Origin of the sequence: Chryseosolibacter histidinae (genome assembly GCF_018598225.1) — a bacterium.
In the GTDB taxonomy this organism is placed as follows: domain Bacteria; phylum Bacteroidota; class Bacteroidia; order Cytophagales; family Cyclobacteriaceae; genus Chryseosolibacter; species Chryseosolibacter histidini.
This window is the reverse complement of the sequence record NZ_JAHESF010000021.1, coordinates 80,267-98,165: the sequence shown is the minus strand read 5'-3', so window position 1 is coordinate 98,165 and position 17,899 is coordinate 80,267. Positions and strand designations below refer to the sequence as shown.

Annotated in this window: 13 protein-coding genes; 2 read left to right on the top strand and 11 right to left on the bottom strand. The window is 51.6% G+C overall.

Going from position 1 to position 17,899, the window contains the following annotated elements; all coding sequences use genetic code 11:
- Positions 1–101 precede the first annotated feature (101 nt).
- Entirely contained in the window at positions 102–1,403 is a 1,302-nt protein-coding gene (locus KK083_RS19845; RefSeq protein ID WP_254166765.1) for a nucleotide disphospho-sugar-binding domain-containing protein, read from the top strand.
- Positions 1,404–1,557: 154 nt separating this feature from the next.
- Here KK083_RS19845 and paaN read toward each other — a convergent pair whose 3' ends face one another.
- The 7 genes from paaN to KK083_RS19810 form a co-directional block, all read right to left on the bottom strand.
- Positions 1,558–3,225, bottom strand: coding sequence for a phenylacetic acid degradation protein PaaN (gene paaN / locus KK083_RS19840; RefSeq protein ID WP_254166763.1), 1,668 nt, complete (start codon positions 3,223–3,225; stop codon positions 1,558–1,560).
- 167 nt (positions 3,226–3,392) lie between these two features.
- Positions 3,393–4,112, bottom strand: a complete 720-nt coding sequence (locus KK083_RS19835; protein WP_254166757.1) for a DUF4197 domain-containing protein — start codon at positions 4,110–4,112, stop codon at positions 3,393–3,395.
- A 184-nt stretch (positions 4,113–4,296) separates the two neighbouring features.
- Positions 4,297–5,016: a DUF4197 domain-containing protein gene (locus tag KK083_RS19830; protein ID WP_254166748.1), complete on the bottom strand. Its 720-nt coding sequence runs from the start codon at positions 5,014–5,016 to the stop codon at positions 4,297–4,299.
- Between the two features lie 100 nt (positions 5,017–5,116).
- Entirely contained in the window at positions 5,117–6,385 is a 1,269-nt protein-coding gene (locus KK083_RS19825; RefSeq protein ID WP_254166746.1) for an alpha-hydroxy-acid oxidizing protein, read from the bottom strand.
- A gap of 221 nt (positions 6,386–6,606) precedes the next feature.
- Positions 6,607–7,884 (bottom strand): hypothetical protein, encoded by a 1,278-nt coding sequence (locus KK083_RS19820; RefSeq protein WP_254166730.1) that lies wholly within the window; start codon positions 7,882–7,884, stop codon positions 6,607–6,609.
- Complete coding sequence (locus KK083_RS19815; RefSeq protein WP_254166728.1) at positions 7,868–8,422, bottom strand: RNA polymerase sigma factor; 555 nt, start codon at positions 8,420–8,422, stop codon at positions 7,868–7,870. The genes KK083_RS19820 and KK083_RS19815 overlap by 17 nt, the downstream gene beginning before the upstream one ends.
- 56 nt (positions 8,423–8,478) lie before the next feature.
- Complete coding sequence (locus KK083_RS19810) at positions 8,479–9,471, bottom strand: hypothetical protein (protein ID WP_254166726.1); 993 nt, start codon at positions 9,469–9,471, stop codon at positions 8,479–8,481.
- Between the two features lie 79 nt (positions 9,472–9,550).
- Here KK083_RS19810 and KK083_RS19805 point away from each other — a divergent pair, with 79 nt between their 5' ends.
- Positions 9,551–10,804 carry a competence/damage-inducible protein A gene (locus KK083_RS19805; protein ID WP_254166723.1) on the top strand — a complete coding sequence of 418 codons (1,254 nt, stop codon included), beginning with the start codon at positions 9,551–9,553 and terminating at the stop codon, positions 10,802–10,804.
- A 254-nt stretch (positions 10,805–11,058) separates the two neighbouring features.
- Here the strand turns inward: KK083_RS19805 and KK083_RS19800 are convergent, their stop codons facing one another.
- The 4 genes from KK083_RS19800 to KK083_RS19785 all read right to left on the bottom strand — a co-directional run bounded on the left by KK083_RS19800 (position 11,059) and on the right by KK083_RS19785 (position 17,880).
- The gene (locus KK083_RS19800) at positions 11,059–12,312 is read right to left on the bottom strand and encodes an MFS transporter (protein WP_254166721.1); all 1,254 of its coding nucleotides are present in this window, start codon (positions 12,310–12,312) and stop codon (positions 11,059–11,061) included.
- A 131-nt stretch (positions 12,313–12,443) separates the two neighbouring features.
- On the bottom strand, positions 12,444–14,327 hold the full coding sequence (locus tag KK083_RS19795; protein ID WP_254166719.1) for an FAD-dependent oxidoreductase: 1,884 nt from the start codon (positions 14,325–14,327) through the stop codon (positions 12,444–12,446).
- A 32-nt stretch (positions 14,328–14,359) separates the two neighbouring features.
- Complete coding sequence (locus tag KK083_RS19790; protein WP_254166717.1) at positions 14,360–16,357, bottom strand: FAD-dependent oxidoreductase; 1,998 nt, start codon at positions 16,355–16,357, stop codon at positions 14,360–14,362.
- Positions 16,358–16,446: 89 nt separating this feature from the next.
- Positions 16,447–17,880 carry a RagB/SusD family nutrient uptake outer membrane protein gene (locus KK083_RS19785; protein ID WP_254166715.1) on the bottom strand — a complete coding sequence of 478 codons (1,434 nt, stop codon included), beginning with the start codon at positions 17,878–17,880 and terminating at the stop codon, positions 16,447–16,449.
- Between the last annotated feature and the right edge of the window lie 19 nt (positions 17,881–17,899).

Below are 17,899 nucleotides of genomic sequence, written 5' to 3'. Positions count from 1 at the left end.
CCGGGCGCTTGCGATCGTGTTTTGCCTACTGCCTACTGATAGCTATCTTTCGCCGGCTTTAATCTACTATGCAACGGGTAGTATTTCTCCTATATCATGGCATGAGTCATTTCAATGCGTGCTTTCGCATGGCCCGTTTGCTGGAAGAGAATTACGAGGTGACCTTTGCGGGATTCGGGTTCTTTCAATCGCATGTGAAGGCACAGGGCTTTCCATTCTACCCCTTGAAAACAGTGCCGTTCGGACTCGGTTTCGAGCACTGGGTAAATACCACCCTTGAAAAGAAAAAGAATGCATACTGGCATTCATTGAAAGATCGCTGGAGTGACCGGCTCTTCCACTTACGAGATGCAGAGCTGCGCCAAATGCTTACAACCTTACGGCCCGATTATCTGCTGATCGACGCCTGGCAGTCAACCGACTTTATTGTGCTGTATCCATATCTGCGTACACACGGCATTAAAGCAGCCTTCGTTCAAACAATGCTATCATCAACGCTTGACAAAGGTGTTCCTCCGTTGAACAGCCTGGCTCCGCCACAAGCCAGCCGCAAAGCACATTGGCAGTTCCATGCCGATCAATCGATGTGGACGCTGCTTCAAAAACTGAAATTCATCGGGAAAGACAATACGGCGCAGATCAACTATGGTATAAAAAAGAACAAGATCCCAAGGCGCTATCTTTCGAAAAAAAAGTCGCTGCTCAGTCCTGCCTTTAATGATATCGATGAATTTATCCTGGCTCCGATCGAGATGGATTTTCCAGGACGGCCACTGCTTCCGCATCAGCATCCCATCGGGTTTATGATCGATGCACAGAGGACAGATGCCGTTAGCAAATCGTTCCGGGAAATCGAAACCTTGTTATCCACGTCGACACAACCGGTGCTCTACTGTTCATTCGGAAGTCTTGCTTACGAGCATACCGGTCCCATCATCACTTTCCTGGAAAAGCTCATCGCAGTAGCCAAAGCCAAAGCGTATGTGCTGCTCATCGCCTCCCCTATCCGCGCCGTGAGAGACAATTTTAAAACACTTCCGCCCAACGTTGTTATTGCAGATTCAGTACCACAGCTCGATGTACTTTCGCGTGCCAGCGTTTTTATCACCCACGGCGGATTCAACTCGATCAAAGAATCCATTGATGCCACGGTGCCCATGCTGGTCTACCCGGTCTACAAACACACCGATCAGCGCGGAAATGCCGCCCGCGTGCTTTATCACGGCCTTGGACTCATTGGCAATCTGCAACGTGACACAGAAGCACAGATCGAAGAAAAGCTGCAGGAACTGATCACCAATTCCGCCTATAAAGAAAAAACAGCTCAACTGAAGCGATCAGGATCTGGTTATCCCGATTCACTTTTCCTTGAGCTGTTTAATATAATCCGGCCGCTGGCGTAACATTAACCGGTTACTAGTTGCCGGTTGCCAGTTACCGGTTTAGTGAGGTGTTGCAGAACTACTGATTACAATAATCACATGTCGAGTTGAAACGCTGTACTCGAATTTACTCCATCCAACAGGCCATCCGGCAACCGGCAACTGGCAACTGATTTTAGGCTTTCACAGGTTCGCGGTGACCCACCCAGGTAAAACGTTTGGTGACATATTCCGGGTTTGTGAACGACGCGTTGCCCGCAGGATTTCCGCCTGTAACATGGAAGTCGGAGAACGCGGCGTGCTGGTTCATGTATATTCCGCCCACCAGGTTGAACGATACCGGTGTTGCTACCAGCGACATTTCATCGGCGATCTTCTCGCGTACCTGCGGATCGGTGGTGTACGCACCGCATGAGATGGCACCATGATCTCTCGCCATTTCCTGCGCCAGCTGGATAGACTGGTCTGTGTTCCTGGTTTTGATCAGCAGCGCTATGGGACCAAAAAGCTCTTTGCCGAATACATCTTTCTTGGAAGCATCGACCTCTACCACAACCGGCGTGGAGATCCGTGCATTTTTGAACGTCGGGTTTTCTACACTGCGCGACTTCAGCCACACTTTTCCGGGCAGCTTTTCAGCTTCTGTTACCCGGTCGCAGGTCTTTTTATTCTGGATGGTTCCCAGCACAAACGGTCCGGCCTTCGGGTTATCCACCAGCGCATTGATGTTGTCTGCAAACTTTTGTGCGAACTGATCGAAGGTAACTGTTCCCGCAGATGTTTTGATCCCACCCTCAGGGATGTAAAAGTTCTGTGGTGCCGTGCACATTTGTCCGCTGTAAAGCGTAACGGCAAAAGCGAGGTTGGCTGCCACCTTATCGATATCCTCCGTTGAATCAAGGATCACAGAGTTGACACCTGTCTTTTCAGTGAACACTGCTTTGCCTGGCAGTGCTTCGAGGTAACTGCCAAAAACAGAATTGCCGGTGAAGTCGATCAGCTTTACGTCAGGATGCTCTGCGAGCTCTTTGGTGATCATCCTGTCGAACGTATCGGCTGCCAGCTGGCAAATATTGGGGTCGAGGTTATTTTCAGCCAGCACTTTCTGGATCTCCGCCACAACGATGGCGATAGGCAAAATGGCGCCCGGGTGTGGCTTCACAATCACCACGTTGCCGGTGATCAGGCTTCCGTAAATACCTGTCACGGAATTCCATGTAGGAAAAGTAGAGCAACCGATCACGACGGAGATGCCTTTGGGCACGGCACGCCACTCCTTGTTCAGCTGGATGTTGAATTTACCCATGGGCTTGTCCCATACCGCGTGGGTTGGGAACCGCTGAAGCTCTTCGTATCCGGCAGCGATGGCCTCCAGCGCGCGGTCTGCAGCGTGAGGGCCTGAAGCCTGGAACGCCATCATATAACCCTGGCCGGTAGTATGCATGGTAGCGTAGGCGATCTCAAAAAAACGTGCTTTCATTCTGTCGAGCGACTCGGTAAGAATGCCGGCGCGTTCGTGAACATTCACCTTGCGCCACTGATGAAACGCACGCCCGGCGCGTTCTGTCAGGGTCTTCACAGAGAATGTAGGATATGAGATCTTCAATGGCTCCTGCAGGTAAGGAGACTCTTCCTCTCCCGCCCATCCTTCAGGGCTGGCCTGCTTCAGCTCTTCAAATTTTTTTCCGAGGGTGGCCTTGAACTTGTTTTGTCCGTCGGCATCCGCGGTCTCGCCATAAACAGCCGGGGCGGGGTGTTCCGGGAAAGCCGCATAGAACGTCCGCTCATGCAGCGCCTGGACGGCTTTGTTGATGGTGGTGTCGTGTTTTTTGTAAAGGCTCATGTTGTTTAGATTGATTGAGTTCTCTTTAGTTGGTTGCCAGTTGCCGGTTACCGGTTGCCAGTGCCATATCACAATTAGTGTAACCCATCATAGGTACCGAATTGAAACCAGAAGGTGACATTCAACGCTCATCGGAGCCGGTAACTGGCAACCGGCCAGCCGGCAACTTATTTCGCTCCAAAAACCCGCTTCAGCAACTCTGTGGTTCTGGCAACAGGGTTTTCACGAATGTTCTTCTCCTCTTTGGCGATCATGATGAACAGTCCTTCGATGGCCTTGTCTGTGGCATACTCATCCAGGTTTGGATTCACCTTCTGCACAAGCGGGATCTGGTTGTAACGGTTCACAATGTCACCGTAATATTTCGTAGCGTTGACCTTGTTCAGCGATGTCTGGATCACCGGTTTGAATTTTTCTCTCAGCTGTGCAGACGTGGTGCGTTTCAGGTATTGCGTGGCGGCATCGGGTTGTCCCCGCAGGATGGACCACGCATCTTCAATGGTCATCGACTTGATGGCCGTGATAAAGATGGGCTTGGCTTCCTTGGCAGCGTCTTCCGCGCCGCGGTTCAGGGTCATCACAAATTTATCCACTTCGCCGCCCAGGCCGATCTGGCGCAGCTTGTCTTCTACTTTTTTCACTTCAGGTGGAAACGGTATTTTGATCTCGGGATTTTTGAAGTAGCCGTCCAGTTGTGAGGCCAGGTCTGCGCCGTTCGAAATACCTTTGATCAGGGCTTCCTTCAAACCTTCGGCCACCTCAGCAGTGGTCACAGGTTTTGCGCCGCTGCTACCGAGCGTTTTGTTCACATCACCCAGGGTCTGGTTGATCTGTGCCGAAGTACAGGCGGTGAGGATGAATATGTAAAGGATGGATAGTTTCTTCATAGATAGTTATAACGAGATTTAAAGATAGGTCTTTTTCGGTTGCCAGTTGCCGGTTACCAGTTGCCGGTTTCGTGCGTGTTGCAGAACGGTTGAGTTTTACAACAAAATATTGAGTTGAAACACTTGTGCGAATCTTGGGGCCACCCAACTGGCTATCCGGTAACTGGCAACTGGCAACAGATTTCTATTTCGATCCAAACACTTTCTTCAGCAGCTCCGAAGTGCGCGCACCGGGGTTCTGGCGGATGTTCTTTTCTTCTTTGGCGATCATGGTAAACAGACCTTCGATGGCTTTGTCTGTAGCGTAGTCGTCGAGATTGGGATTCATCTTCTGCACCAGCGGGATCTTGTTATACGTGTTGATGAGGTCTGCATAATATTTTGTTGCGTTCACCTTGCTCAGCGAGTTCTGCACCACCGGTTTGAACTTGTCTTTCAGCGGCGAGGAGGTGGTGCGCTTCAGGTATTGCGTGGCGGCATCTTGTTCTCCTTTCAGGATCCCGGCAGCATCCTGGATGGTCATGGATTTGATGGCGGTAACAAAGATCGGCTTGGCTTCCTTGGCAGCATCTTCTGCTGCGCGGTTCAGGGTGAGCACAAACTTGTCGACCTCGGCCCCCATTCCCATCTGGCGGAGCTTTTCTTCTGCTTTTTTCGCCTCAGGGGGGAAAGGTAACTTGATCTCGGGATTTTTAAAATATCCGTCTACTTGTGATACAAGGTCAGAGCCCTTAGATATGCCATTGGTCAATGCTTCCTTGAGGCCTTCTGCTATTTCTTCAGACGAAAGTTTGGTTCCGCCTGAAGTAATCGACTTGGCAGCTTTTTTAAGCGACTCCAACTGCGCAGAAGCGGTGCCTGCGATCAACAAACACAAGGTTGCAATTAAAAAGATACGTTTCATTTTGGATTGGTTAATGTATTGAATTCCGTGCGCCGTCAGCGAGCGCAAAGTAAGGGCCAAAGTAAAAAATTATCTATTCTCAATGGAGGGGAACCGGAACTTAAAACGCAACTTTCATCGATTTCTGATCGATTTCGTAGAGATTCTTACAACCGGCCAGCCCCATGGTAAGCTCAAAGTCGGCCATAAAATTGCGCAACACCTCATAAACGCCTTGCTGCCCCGCCAGCGCAAGTCCATAGACATAAGGCCTTCCGATGCAAACGGCTGTGGCTCCTAACGCGAGGGCTTTAAATGCATCGGCACCACCACGGATGCCACTATCGAGCAACACGGGAATTTTTGAATCCACAACACGGATAATATCGGGCAGCGCTTCAAAAGTACTAACCGCTCCATCTACCTGCCGGCCTCCATGGTTGGAGACGATCAATCCATCCACACCATGATCGAGGGCTTTACGCGCATCATCGGGATGAAGAATACCTTTCAGCACGATGGGCAGGCGCGTGCAGGTTCGCAAAAACCGGAGGTCAGACCAGGTAGTGCAGGGGTTGGAATACGTTGCGATAAATTTACGCACGGCTTTCACAGGGCGGCCCGAGCGGAGCTTGCGGAAAAAACCATCGCCGGGATAACGGTTCACCATGCGGATCAACCCACGCACGGTACGCCAGGTCACTTTCCGTTTCAGGTCAGGAGCGTCGTCCGGCTCATCCAGCATGCGCTGAAACACAGGGTCTGAGGTATATTGAGCGATACCTTTTCCCTCGAGGAAAGGCAGGTAGGCTATCTCGAGATCGCGGGTACGCCATCCCAGCATTGTTGTGTCAAGCGTTACCACAATGGCGGAGCATCCACATTTCTCGGCGCGTTGCACGAAGCTCGCCACCAGGTCATTCGATTTGCTCCAGTACAACTGAAACCACCGGGGCTGGTCACCCATCACGGCGGCACACGCTTCCATCGGCCGCGATGCCTGGTTCGAAAATATATATGGTACACCAAGCGCGGCAGCAGCGCGGGCAACAGCAACGTCTGCATCCGCGCTCACCATTTCCAGAACACCTACCGGTGAAAGCAAGAATGGCGATGGAAGTTTCTTCCCGAAAAGGGTCAGTGTTGTATCACGCGCACCTACATCGCACAACATGCGCGGTACGATCCTGAACTTTTCGAAAGCAGCACGATTCGCTGCCATAGTATGCTCATTTCCGGCACCACCGGCGATATAAGCAAACGCTTCAGGTCGCATCACGGCGCGCGCGTGGTCTTCCAGGGATTGAAGATTGATTTCAACTTTCGGGAGGATGCCCGCAAATCCGTTGAGATAGATCTGCTTTTGCCAGTCGAGCGCGGAAGAATTCATTTTTACCGGTGTTATCGTGATCATGCGCTTCCATCATGCAGGAACTTTCTCCTGCACATGGCGCATGCACCGTTAAAAATTACTAAAAATCCGGAACATTAATTTTTTTTATTCATCATCCTTATAGGTATCCAGGGTGGCGAGCGACACCAGGAAGTGGACCAACGTCACTTGTAAATAAGCCAGCTTCCGTTTTATCGCCGCCACACCTGATCTGATAACTAGAAATGATACAACAGTCCGAATCCTAAACCTGCACGGTAAGGTTTGACCGTAAAGGGTTCCCGCAATACTTCATCAGCCACGAGCGAATGAACGAACTGCGGTTGCAGGAAGATACTTGTTCTTCCACTGAGACTGTATTCCATCCGGTACAGGAGCTGGTAATTCAGGTAAGACGATGACGCATTGTTGTAGCTGTATTCGCCCTGCGATCTGACCAGTCCTTTCTGATATTGCAATCCCGCGCCCAGCTTGTGCATCAGCTTTCTTCCCCTGATATGATAGAGCACGCCTGCGGATGCGCCACCGTTCTTCATCGCATACCTGAACGTGCGTGTAGCCTCGCCCGGTGAGAGCTCGAAGCTCCATTTTTCGCGTGTACCGTTTACCGTCTCAACATCTCCGTCCGTCACATAGCTGTAAGACACCAGCAGGTTTTGCTGATAATACAAGAACCCGGCATACAATTCAAAATGATTGCTTACCTGCATCTGGAACCCGGCCTCCAGGCTGTAACCAAGGCGATCTGCGGAAACGAGTCCTGCGCTGTTCAGCTTCTGGATATTGATGTTGTCATCGCGCCGGGGGACGATCTTCTGATAAGCAAAGGAAGGCGTGATGACGGCATACACCGATGGCCGGAACTTGCGCCGGGTTTTTGACTTTTGTTGCAAAATCGGTGGCACCGCAAAGAAAACGGTATCAGCTTTAGCAGCCACAACGGTCTGCACACTGTCAGTGGTATCCTGGGATTCTTCTGGGCCATCGATATGAGCAGAACGTGTGTCTCGCCCGTTGGTTTTTGCGTCGTTGTCCAATTCAGGCAGAGACGCCTGTTGCTGGGATGCGTCATTGTGTTCCACTTTCTTAAGTACATCACCGAATCTGTTGCCTTTGCTTTCGGTTTCTTTGGTCACTGGAGGCAGGCCCTTCTCATTTTGTTCGACTTTATGCTCCTTCAGTTCGCGCTCATTGTCTTCTTTCAATCTGTCTGCCTCCTGGCCATTCACTTTTTCAGTTACAGGCGGAGTGGAAACGTTGGCTAACGTCCAGATGCGTGCTGCCGGAGTAACCGCACACAATGTCCACACCAGCATAACAACACTGGCGACCGAGAGCAGGTCAGCGGCCAAGTTCACAGGCTTGTTCCCCTGTCTCTCTCCTGCTGCCGGGATGGCGCCGGCAATCTTCAGCCAGTCGTCCTGCGGCTCTTCCTTGTAGTTTTCAAGGCGGTTCCTGATGGCGTTCCAAAAATCTTTTTCAGGCAAGCTTTTCATAACGTTTGATCCCCAGTCGGCTAAGTTTCTGTTTCAGCAAATATTTGGCGTGATGAAGCTGCGACCGCGATGTTCCTTCGCTGACCTTCAGCAGCTCCGCTATCTCTGTGTGTGAATATCCTTCCACTTCAAAAAGATTGAATACCATTCTGCATCCTTCGGGCAGATCGTTGATGATGCCTACCAGGTATTCGTCAGAGACGCTCTCGAGTATTCCTCCATAGTCCAGGTCGGCAACATCATATTCGTCAGTCGTAAAGGCATGATGGTCCGTACGCTTCAGCTTGTGATAATGATCGATGGCCGTGCGCACCGCCACTGACTTCATCCAGCTTTCAAATTTATCGGCAGATTCCACCTGGTGCATTTTGGAGAAGATCTTGATAAAACTTTCCTGAAGCATATCCTGTGCGTCTTCCTTATTGCGCGCATAACGCCGGCAAAGTCCCATGAGCGTTGCCTTGAACTGATCGTACATGGCACGCTGCGCCTGGCCTTCGTTTTTTCTGCATCGTTCAAACAGTTCGTTGTTCACCATACATTGGTAAAAGCCTTCGCTTCGAAGCAGAAGGCTCTCCGGGTCGTTTAATGCATTTATGATTTCAATTTGATGCGCGCTTTGGCGGTCTGACACTGCTGCCTGTAGCACATGCGGTAGCGCACGCTGTCGATCACCATGTACGTCTGCTCCGGTAACCGGTACCCCAAACCTCCGGCACTGTCATAGAATGCAGTTCCAGCACTGCCATCATCGAGTATTTCAAATTGGTAGTCTCTGACCGGGGTGGAACAAAGCTCATCGTTCTGGAAGACGTTCAGCCACACCGTATCGCTCCTGAGCGTGTCTGTCCCAAAAACAAAATCGTCATCCACAAGCTGGAACCAGCATGATGGCGCCGGAGCGATCAGCACTTTCGCGATCCCAAACTTCGACGGGTCTGCGAGGCTGAACACTTTGTAGAAGATGGAATCGTATCCATTAACAGCACCACGGGGTGAATACCAGATCATGTTTCCACTCGTCACTGTCGCAACCCCTGCATGTGGCGGGAAATCAGGGCCGGGCCGGTAGATCTCAATGCCTACCTGTGAGCGGTTGGCCCCCAGCACATCATTAGCCAACACATCGATGGTGATCTCGCTGACGATATTGTAAGCGATATCATCCTGAGGATAGAATCCCTGCGGAAAATGGGTCGTATCGGGTTCAACAACAATGACGACGCTGTCTTCCTTCAGCAGCGTATTGTTTTTCGAGTAGATCTGGAATGTAAAAGCATCCGTTCCCTTCCGGAAATCAGTGCCCGCAGTGTATTGGAACAGTCCTTTGCCCATCTCGGTGAGGTTTCCCCTGCGCGGCTGTGACACGATATCGAGTCGCACAGTACCCTGCGTCTTCACCATCGAATAAAGGTCGATGTAGCCGGAACCATTCGGAGTCACGTAGAGTTCTTTATCAATGATCTGCACCTGGGGATTGTCGGGATCAACATCCGGTTCGAGCACATCACAGCCATACAGCCACAAGCAGGCCGGGATCATCAGCAGGTATGCAAAAACTGCTTTTCTTTGGCGGGTTGCTAACATAGGAATAGTTTGTTTATTTGCTAAGACTGGCTTCCTTTGCAGAACGTTGGAAACAGGAGAGATTTTTATTTGACTGAATATGACGAAGATTGTTCTCGCAGAGCTGCTCACCATTGGCGATGAGATCCTTTATGGGCAGATCGTAGACACCAATTCCCAATGGATGAGCGTGGAATTGAGCAAGGCAGGTATCAAAGTGATCAGGAAAACCACGGTGGGCGACCAGGAGGATGAGATCATGACCGCTTTCGCGGAAGCGGAGAAACGTGCCGACATCGTGCTGATCACCGGCGGCCTCGGTCCCACCAACGACGACCTCACCAAACCATGCCTGGCAAAATACTTCAACTGTGAGCTGAAAATACACGAAGAGGCCCTTGCCGAGGTCACTGAATTTTTCAAAAGCCGGGGCCGTGAGCTCACGGAGGTGAATCGTCAGCAGGCGGCACTGCCCGTATGCTGCGAGAAGGTGACCAATGTGATAGGTACCGCTCCCGGAATGTGGTTCGAGCGCAATGGAAAAGTGTTTGTGTCGATGCCGGGGGTGCCGCACGAAATGAAACGAATGATGAGCGACATTGTTATTCCCAAGCTGCGCAAAACATTCAGCCCGCCTACCATTCATCACAAAGTGATCCGCACCATAGGACTGGGCGAATCGTTCCTGGCCGAAAAGATCGCCGACTGGGAAAAAGCGTTGCCCCCACACATCAAGCTGGCGTACCTGCCCGGTCTCGGCGAAGTAAAGCTGAGACTTACCTCCATTGGCGATTCGCTGCCCGCCCTGGAAGCAGAAGCGAACATGCTCACAGAGAAATTAAAGGAGCGCGTAGGACAGTTCATCTATGGTTATGGTGAAGATCCGATCGAAGTGGCGGTGGGCAACCTGCTGCGCGAAAAGAAGCTCACCCTTGCTGTTGCCGAAAGCTGCACGGGCGGATACCTGTCGCACCTGATCACCAGCGTACCCGGCAGCTCAGATTATTTTCTGGGCAGCATGGTGCCTTATGCTTACGAGATCAAAATGCGTCAGCTGGGTGTGAAACCCGAGACCCTGGAAAAGAACGGGGCCGTGAGCGAGCCCACCATCATAGAAATGGCCAACCTCGTGCGCGCCAAGTTCAACACCGACATCGGCGTAGCCACCAGCGGCATCGCAGGACCGGGCGGCGCCACACCTGAAAAACCCGTAGGCACTGTGTGGATCGCATACTCTGATAAACATCAGACTGTGACGCGCAAGCTTCAGCTGTCGAAAGACCGGCAGATCAATATTAAGGCAGCTTCGATAGCTGCGTTGAATTTGATCAGATTAAATGTACCGAAGGTTTGAAACGAAGACAGCTTTCTTCGCTGCAACCACGGGTGGTCAAGGGGCAAGAAGTCAGGAGTCAGGAGCCAGGAGTTAGGAGTCAGAAGGAGAGTTCAAGAAAAAGAAGTAAGGAGTAAGAATTAAGGAGTAAGTAGGCGGTGATAAAAAAAGGCTCCGCTTATCTGGAAGCGAAGCCTTGAAACCGAATTTATGTTTTTAGAATGCCCTGTGAATTCACACTGACCTGCTGTGGTCCGTCGACTGTCGACCGTGGACTACTCAACGTAATCAAGATCCTTCCCAAACGTCTCTTTCATTTTCCATAGCGCGAGCAGGGCGATGATGATGGTGGAGGCGCCGACGAGCCAGGCGCTGGTGATCATGTCGGTGCGGGCACGCAGAAATTCAAAAGCGAACGTGAGGGGCAAAACTGTGCCGCGAACGAAATTCGGAACGGTGGTGGCTACCGTAGCCCGGAGGTTGGTGCCGAACTGTTCTGCCGCAATGGTTACGAACAATGCCCAATAGCCGATAGCGAGGCCCAGCAGGAAACAGGCGAAATAAAACGTTCCCAGCGAACTCCCTGCACCCTTCAGGTAAAACGCCATCGTTGCGCCTGTCAGCAGCACGAAGAGGAACACGATCTTTTTCCGGCTCCGGAATAGTTGGCTCAGGCTGCCGCTGGTAAGATCGCCCACAGACAAGCCCACATAACCGAACATCACTGCTTTGCCGGCGTCCACAAGACCAGGGAGTGAAAGTTTTGTACCGAACTCAGGTGAAAAGGTGATGAGGATGCCGATCACAAACCAGATAGGCAAACCGATCAGGATACATCTAAGGTAGTTAACGAGTCGTCCACTGTCAGTGAACAGGGCGAGAAAATTCCCTCGTTCCACATGCTTTTTCGCAACGGATGCAAACATGCCCGACTCGGCAACACTGTAACGCAGCAACAAAAGGCAAAGACCGAGTCCGCCGCCGATCCAGTAAGCCACCTGCCAGTTGGTGGCGTTGGCCACAAAATAGGCGAGCACCGCACCGAACAAACCCACGGAGGCTACCAGCGTGGTGCCATATCCCCTGATCTCTTTCGGCAGGATCTCGGCCACCAGCGTGATGCCCGCGCCAAGCTCACCCGCAAGGCCAACCCCGGCAATGAAACGAAGCACGGCATACTGCGGTACATCTGTTACAAAACCGTTGGCGAGATTGGCGAGTGAGTACAGCAAGATGGAGCCGAACAGCACCGAGAGCCTCCCGCGTTTATCGCCCAGGATGCCCCAGAGGATACCGCCCACGAGCAAACCCGCCATCTGCACATTGATCAGGAAGATGCCCTTCTCCAAAAGCTGATCGCCGCTGAGCTTAAGTGCCTTCAGACTCGACACCCGCACAATGCTGAACAGCAACAGGTCATAGATATCCACAAAATATCCAAGCGCAGCAATAATCACCGGCGCCTGCAAGACCTGCCTCAGGGTACTCTTCTTTGATAAGGCGGTCTCTACAACATTAGTATCTTTCATTCTGTAATGTGGTTAAAAAAACAGGCATTAGGAAATCAGGCATTGGGCATTAGAAGCTGAGACTGTCTCTCCAATGCCTAATGCCCTCCCGATAGCTATCGGGATTCCCGACGCCTAATTCCCAATGCGTTCTAATGTGAAGAAGCATTCCTGTTATCTGGTGCCGTGTTGGTATAGATGCTTTTCAGCACTTCGCTGCGTGTGGTCTTGCCAGCTTCGTAGCTCAGTTTTTTTCCTGACAACTTTTCCCAGGCCATGGCAGTCTGCTGATCGATGGCATCGTTCAACCTTGCTTCCCAGTCGGGCAGGTATCCGCGCAAGCCAAGCTGCTGCACCATTTCGAAATTGGCATCGGCAGGATTTACATCGCGGTAGTAGATCAATGTAGCCTTTTGTCCTAACAGGATCTTCTGAAGTTTTTCGCCGTTGATGTATTTAACTTTCACCTGATCGTCAATGGCAAGTGATGCCGCCACACCCGCAGCCTGGCCCAGTGCCATCCAGCAGGGTTCCATACGCAGGGTAGAAAAACCGATATGACTTCCGGACACCGGCACAGGGATCAGCAGGTTATCAACCACTTTGGGCACCATTACGCCAAAAGGAACGGTGTAAACGGCTGACGGATAGCTGAGAAATCCATCGAGGTGAACTTTGCCGGGCTCGCGTTTGCGAACGGCATGCGAATCGAGGGCATAGTGGCTGGCGGTGACACTCGAAGTATGAATCACCGGTCTTTTACCCGGGGCAACTGCGGTAGCATCGTTGGCCGTAAAGAAGTACATTCCTTCAAAACGCCTGCCTTCACGCACATAGACCTGCCGTGGAAAGTTACCATTGTCAGTATACTCGTCTTTTGCAAATCCCCACTCCTTCGCGGCCTTCCTGAAATGTTCCGGAAGCTCTTTGTCGTTCTGGGCGAACCAGATCAGTCCCTGGATGTAGTCTTTCAGTCGCTGGGCGTAAGTGTCACGCCATGCCCAGCTCGAAGTGGGCCAGGGCCAGTTCTCTTCCGGAAGGTCTGTAGAAATAAACGCCATGTGCTGGTTGTTCGCATCCGTTTTGTCGTTGGGGAGCTTCACCATGTTGGTGATCCTGGCAATGCCCCATACGTCACCGGGGATCTTGCTCACGTTTCCTTTGGCGATGTGCTTGCGATTCTCTTCCAGCATCGCTTCCGTCACCTGCAACATTTGTACACCGGTATGGCGCCCCGTCCACACGTCTTCGATCATCGACACATACTCATCGCGGTTATACTTCAGCGGCTTCTTCACTTCCAGGCGAATGGCCGGGTTGTTGGTAAGACACAGGCGATAGTTGTATGATTGTACGGCATTATCGGTCTGAAAAGTGCTGCCTTCGCCTTCTGTGCCTCCCCAGTATTTATACACGCGTCCGGCGCCTACCTCATTGAATTCATCTTTGCCTTCGCGGCCCAGGCGGAACGGCACATTGGCAGCCGCACCCAGATCGCCTTCGTAAGTGGCATCTACAAAGATCTTTCCCGTATACTCCTCGATCTTGTTCGACTCACGGTTGAGGATCCTGATCTTTTCGATACGATCGTTGCGCATAGAGATATTCTGCGACTCACTATCAAACTGTCGCATCTTCAGTACGGTGACCTTGCTTTTTTGCTCCGCCAGCATCTGCTCCAGCACCATCTCCCCTACTGAAGGTTCGAAATGGAAACCGTCTGAGCAATCCTGCACCTGCTTAGATTCCGCGCCATACTTCTGGATGTAGTGTTGCTTTACACGGTTCACAAATTCTGAGAACAAGCCTGTTGTAGCGCCGCGTGTAGCAATATCGGTAGCACCCAGTCCGTTGGCCGGCAGTCCGCCGATATGACTGGTACGCTCCAACAGCACCGAGGTCTTTCCCTGTTTTGCCGCAGCGATGGCCGTCATGATGCCTCCGGGTGTTCCTCCTACAATCACTATATCGTATTGTGAATAGGCCGAGCATGCGATGAAGAATGCTGCAACCAGTAAGCTAAATTTTTTCATCATGTTCTTCATTCAAGATTACATTGATTGATCTGTTATTGGGCGGGCACCCAGATCACTGCGTCAGCGATCACTTTCCCATCGGCATTTTTTGCGGACACCTCAGCAAAGCCTTTCTTTCCCTGCGGCAGCTCATACGTGCCGAGCGATACCCACTCACCTGAGGTTTGTCCTTCCACACGAACATCCGATTCTTTGATCACAACCTCTTTGCTTTGTTTACCGTCGTGTACCGTTACCGTAGTGCTGGAAGCGCTGCCCTGTGTTTTCGGGAAATAGATATAAGCGGTGTACTTACCTTTTTTTGGCACCTCGGGAGTGAACCTCACACTGGCATCACCTGCCTGGCTTACGAGGAATGAAGGACCGTAACCGCCACGTTTCTCGGCAGTCCAGTTTCCTTTTACCTGCACCTGCTGTGCATCGTCATTATCCACCAGGATATCGAAGACCTTTCCATCAGACAAAGGATCTGTCTTCAGGCGCTGCTGAAGCCTGGCTACATCGATGCGTTGAACGTCAGTTTTTGCATCGATGGCCATGACCGCTGCCGTGGCTGACGACTGCGCAAGCACCATGAACACCGGCTCCATCCGGATGGAACCGTAGGCAATGTGCGTGGCCGACAAACAAACCGGCACCAGCATATTGGTGACCTCGGAAGCTTTGGGCACGAGCGACCCATAGGCAATGGGATAGGGACCGAAGCCGCCTACTTCCACGTTACCTTCATTCTTCACCTGGCCATTTACCACCAGTCGCTGGATGTTGTGCGAATCCATGGTATAGGCCGCCATGCCAACGCCATCTTTCACCACTTCTTTACTTTCACAATTGGCCTGGGTCATCACATAGCTGCCGATCATTCTTCGCGCCTCGCGTACATAGAGCTGCGGAGACCAGTTGCCGTTGTTCACATACTCGTCTTTCGGGTAACCCCACCTCAGCATTTCATCCCTGAGCTGTTGGGGAACGCGGGGATCATGACCGTAGAAATACAGCAGCCCCTTGGTGTAGAGCTCATGGTCACGGATGATCTGCCTGCGCTGATCGTAGGTGCCATCGGGGTAACCGTAATTCATGCCGATCATGTCGGTCGAAAAACCGCCGCGGTTGTTGATGTCTGTTTTTTTGTTCGGCATGTGGCTCAGGATCATGTAGTCGTTGAGTGTACGCTTTTGCGGAAACGCATCGAACAACCGGAGCAGCAGCTCATAACGTGTGGAGTCATATGCTTCAGGGCGTGTGATGGTAACCTGGTTCTGCGGATCGGAAGAAAGACAGATGCGGTAATTGTAAGCCTGCACTTTTTTGTCGCCGGTGCCGTTGGGTGGCAATGTTTCTTTGCTGATGCCCCAGAGCAATCCGCTTTCCGGTTTGCCCGGGATCTTGTAAGGATCGATGCCATCGGGAAACTGGTGGCCATGCATCAGCTGCACACCGTTGATGGTCTCGTTGTAATCTTTATTGGCTTCCCTCCCAACCGTATACGATACGCCGGCTTTTGCCATAAGGTCGCCTTCATAACCGCAGTCGATGAACATTTTCGCTTTCACGATGATGTCCGTGCTGCGATCGGGGCGATCTGCATTTTCGAAAGTTACTTCCGTAATTCGTTTGCCATCCTTCTTCACCTCCTTCACACGGGTGGTGTACAAAACCTGGTAGCCACCGCGTTTCACATAATCGTTGAAGAGGGCTTCGGCAACTTTCGGCTCGAAGATCCATTGTTCAAATTTTCCGTAGTGTTTGCCTATGCGCCTGTAGAAATCACGCGCAAGACCGGTGATGGCGTATTTGTTGCCGATATCGGTGTAGCCCAGTCCGCCCGAGCTCATACCGCCAAGGTTTTTTCCCGGCTCGATGAGGACGGCTTTTTTCCCAAGCTTCTGCACTGTATAAGCCGCGATAACACCGGCTGATGTTCCGCCATAGACACACACATCCACCTCCACCGTCTTCTGGGCTAGAACGGGATTGACAACGAGGGCGGAGCAAAAGGTTGCCACCAGTAGAATTCTGTTGATACGCATGATTGCTGTATTTAGTAAAGTGTTTTCAAAAGGAAGACATCCCTCCGGCCGAGGAGATGTCTTCACCAACCTAACCCTAATGGGTGTCTTTAATATCCTAAGTTCTGGTCTGCCGCCGTGAGTGCCTTGTTATACAGCATCTCCGAATTCGGGATCGGCCAGTTCATGTGCTTATCGGCTATATCGATGCCCTTCACTTCCTTGATCCGCTGCTTGGCAATGCCGAGGCGTTTCAGGTCGAGCCAGCGTTTGCCCTCGTACATGGTCTCATAACCTCTTTCGCGAACCACAAGGTCTACAAAAGTTGTGGCGTCGTAGCTGGCGATATTGAAGTCGACGGGTGAAACTGCGTTGGCATCGTAGCCATAAGCCCTGCGGTGTACTTTGTTCAGGCTCTCCATGGCAGCGGCTGTAGGGCCACCGTTAGCACGGCTTGCGGCCTCGGCGTGGAACAACAACACATCGGCGTAACGATACCAGGGATAATCGTTACCGGCAGCAGTTGCAACAGGATCTCTGAATTTGCGGTACAGACAGGTGTTGGGACCTAATCCTACATCAACATTATAAAGAATGTGTGATTTGCGAAGGTCTTTCTTGTCCCAGGTTTTGATAAATGAGTTCGAAGTGGAGTCTGTGTATTGCGCATACACACCGCCACCGCCGAAATATTTATAAGGACCGATGGCACGGTGTGCGTAGCCCACCAGTCCGAAGCCCTGCTGCCGTGAATATTTCAGGTAGAACACTTCTTCGCTGGTGGTAACAACTTCGGGGCCATAGATCTTCTGAAAATCTTCAGACACCGTTACAGGCACCAGCGAGAACTTGCCGGAGCTGATCACTTCCTGAGACTTCACACGGGAGTTCTCCCACTGACCGAGCGTAAGGTATACTTCTGCCAGTAATGTTTTGGCTGCCCACTTCGTAGCCCTGCCGGGCGCTGTCGGATCGTTAGGCAGCGTTGTCTCGGCAAACAATGCATCCTCCAGGATCTGCGCGTACACTTCCTCCACGCTGGCACGTTTCATGTCTGGCTCCGTCATGTTCAGCTCCGTGCGCAGCGGTACACCTCCCCAGTTGCGTACCAGGGCAAAGTACATGAGGGCACGCAGGTATTTGGCTTCACCTACAAAGGCATCGGCGGCAGCCGGCGTGATCTCTTTGCCGTTGGGCACATTTTTGATCACGATGTTGGCATTGCGGATCGACTGATACAGACCGTCCCAGATGGTACCTACCCGCGACGCATTGGTGTTATCCAACCCCTGGTATAGACTCACGTTCGTCTGGCTTCCTCTCGAATTACCGTAATCGGGAAGACCTTCGAGCTGGGCGGGATAATTGAGACCTAATGCACCATCACCGCGCATCGGTCCGTAAATAGCGTTCACTGCAGCCAACGCTTCATCGTTAGTGTTGTAGAACACTTCGGCCGACAGGGACTTAGGCTTCTCTATAAGCTCATCGTTACAGGCGGTAAAGGCCAGCACTGCAGCGATATAAAGAAATGTTTTTTTCATGATGTATATTATTTTGATC

Excerpts from the sequence above, each read along its gene's own strand:
- KK083_RS19825 (WP_254166746.1), bottom strand. The coding sequence starts at position 6,385 with ATGAATTCTTCCGCGCTCGACTGGCAAAAGCAGATCTATCTCAACGGA.
- KK083_RS19785 (WP_254166715.1), bottom strand. The coding sequence starts at position 17,880 with ATGAAAAAAACATTTCTTTATATCGCTGCAGTGCTGGCCTTTACCGCC.
- KK083_RS19790 (WP_254166717.1), bottom strand. The coding sequence starts at position 16,357 with ATGCGTATCAACAGAATTCTACTGGTGGCAACCTTTTGCTCCGCCCTC.
- KK083_RS19830 (WP_254166748.1), bottom strand. The coding sequence starts at position 5,016 with ATGAAACGTATCTTTTTAATTGCAACCTTGTGTTTGTTGATCGCAGGC.
- KK083_RS19845 (WP_254166765.1), top strand. The coding sequence starts at position 102 with ATGAGTCATTTCAATGCGTGCTTTCGCATGGCCCGTTTGCTGGAAGAG.
- KK083_RS19815 (WP_254166728.1), bottom strand. The coding sequence starts at position 8,422 with ATGGTGAACAACGAACTGTTTGAACGATGCAGAAAAAACGAAGGCCAG.
- KK083_RS19805 (WP_254166723.1), top strand. The coding sequence starts at position 9,551 with ATGACGAAGATTGTTCTCGCAGAGCTGCTCACCATTGGCGATGAGATC.
- KK083_RS19820 (WP_254166730.1), bottom strand. The coding sequence starts at position 7,884 with ATGAAAAGCTTGCCTGAAAAAGATTTTTGGAACGCCATCAGGAACCGC.
- KK083_RS19810 (WP_254166726.1), bottom strand. The coding sequence starts at position 9,471 with ATGTTAGCAACCCGCCAAAGAAAAGCAGTTTTTGCATACCTGCTGATG.
- KK083_RS19800 (WP_254166721.1), bottom strand. The coding sequence starts at position 12,312 with ATGAAAGATACTAATGTTGTAGAGACCGCCTTATCAAAGAAGAGTACC.
- KK083_RS19795 (WP_254166719.1), bottom strand. The coding sequence starts at position 14,327 with ATGATGAAAAAATTTAGCTTACTGGTTGCAGCATTCTTCATCGCATGC.
- paaN (WP_254166763.1), bottom strand. The coding sequence starts at position 3,225 with ATGAGCCTTTACAAAAAACACGACACCACCATCAACAAAGCCGTCCAG.
- KK083_RS19835 (WP_254166757.1), bottom strand. The coding sequence starts at position 4,112 with ATGAAGAAACTATCCATCCTTTACATATTCATCCTCACCGCCTGTACT.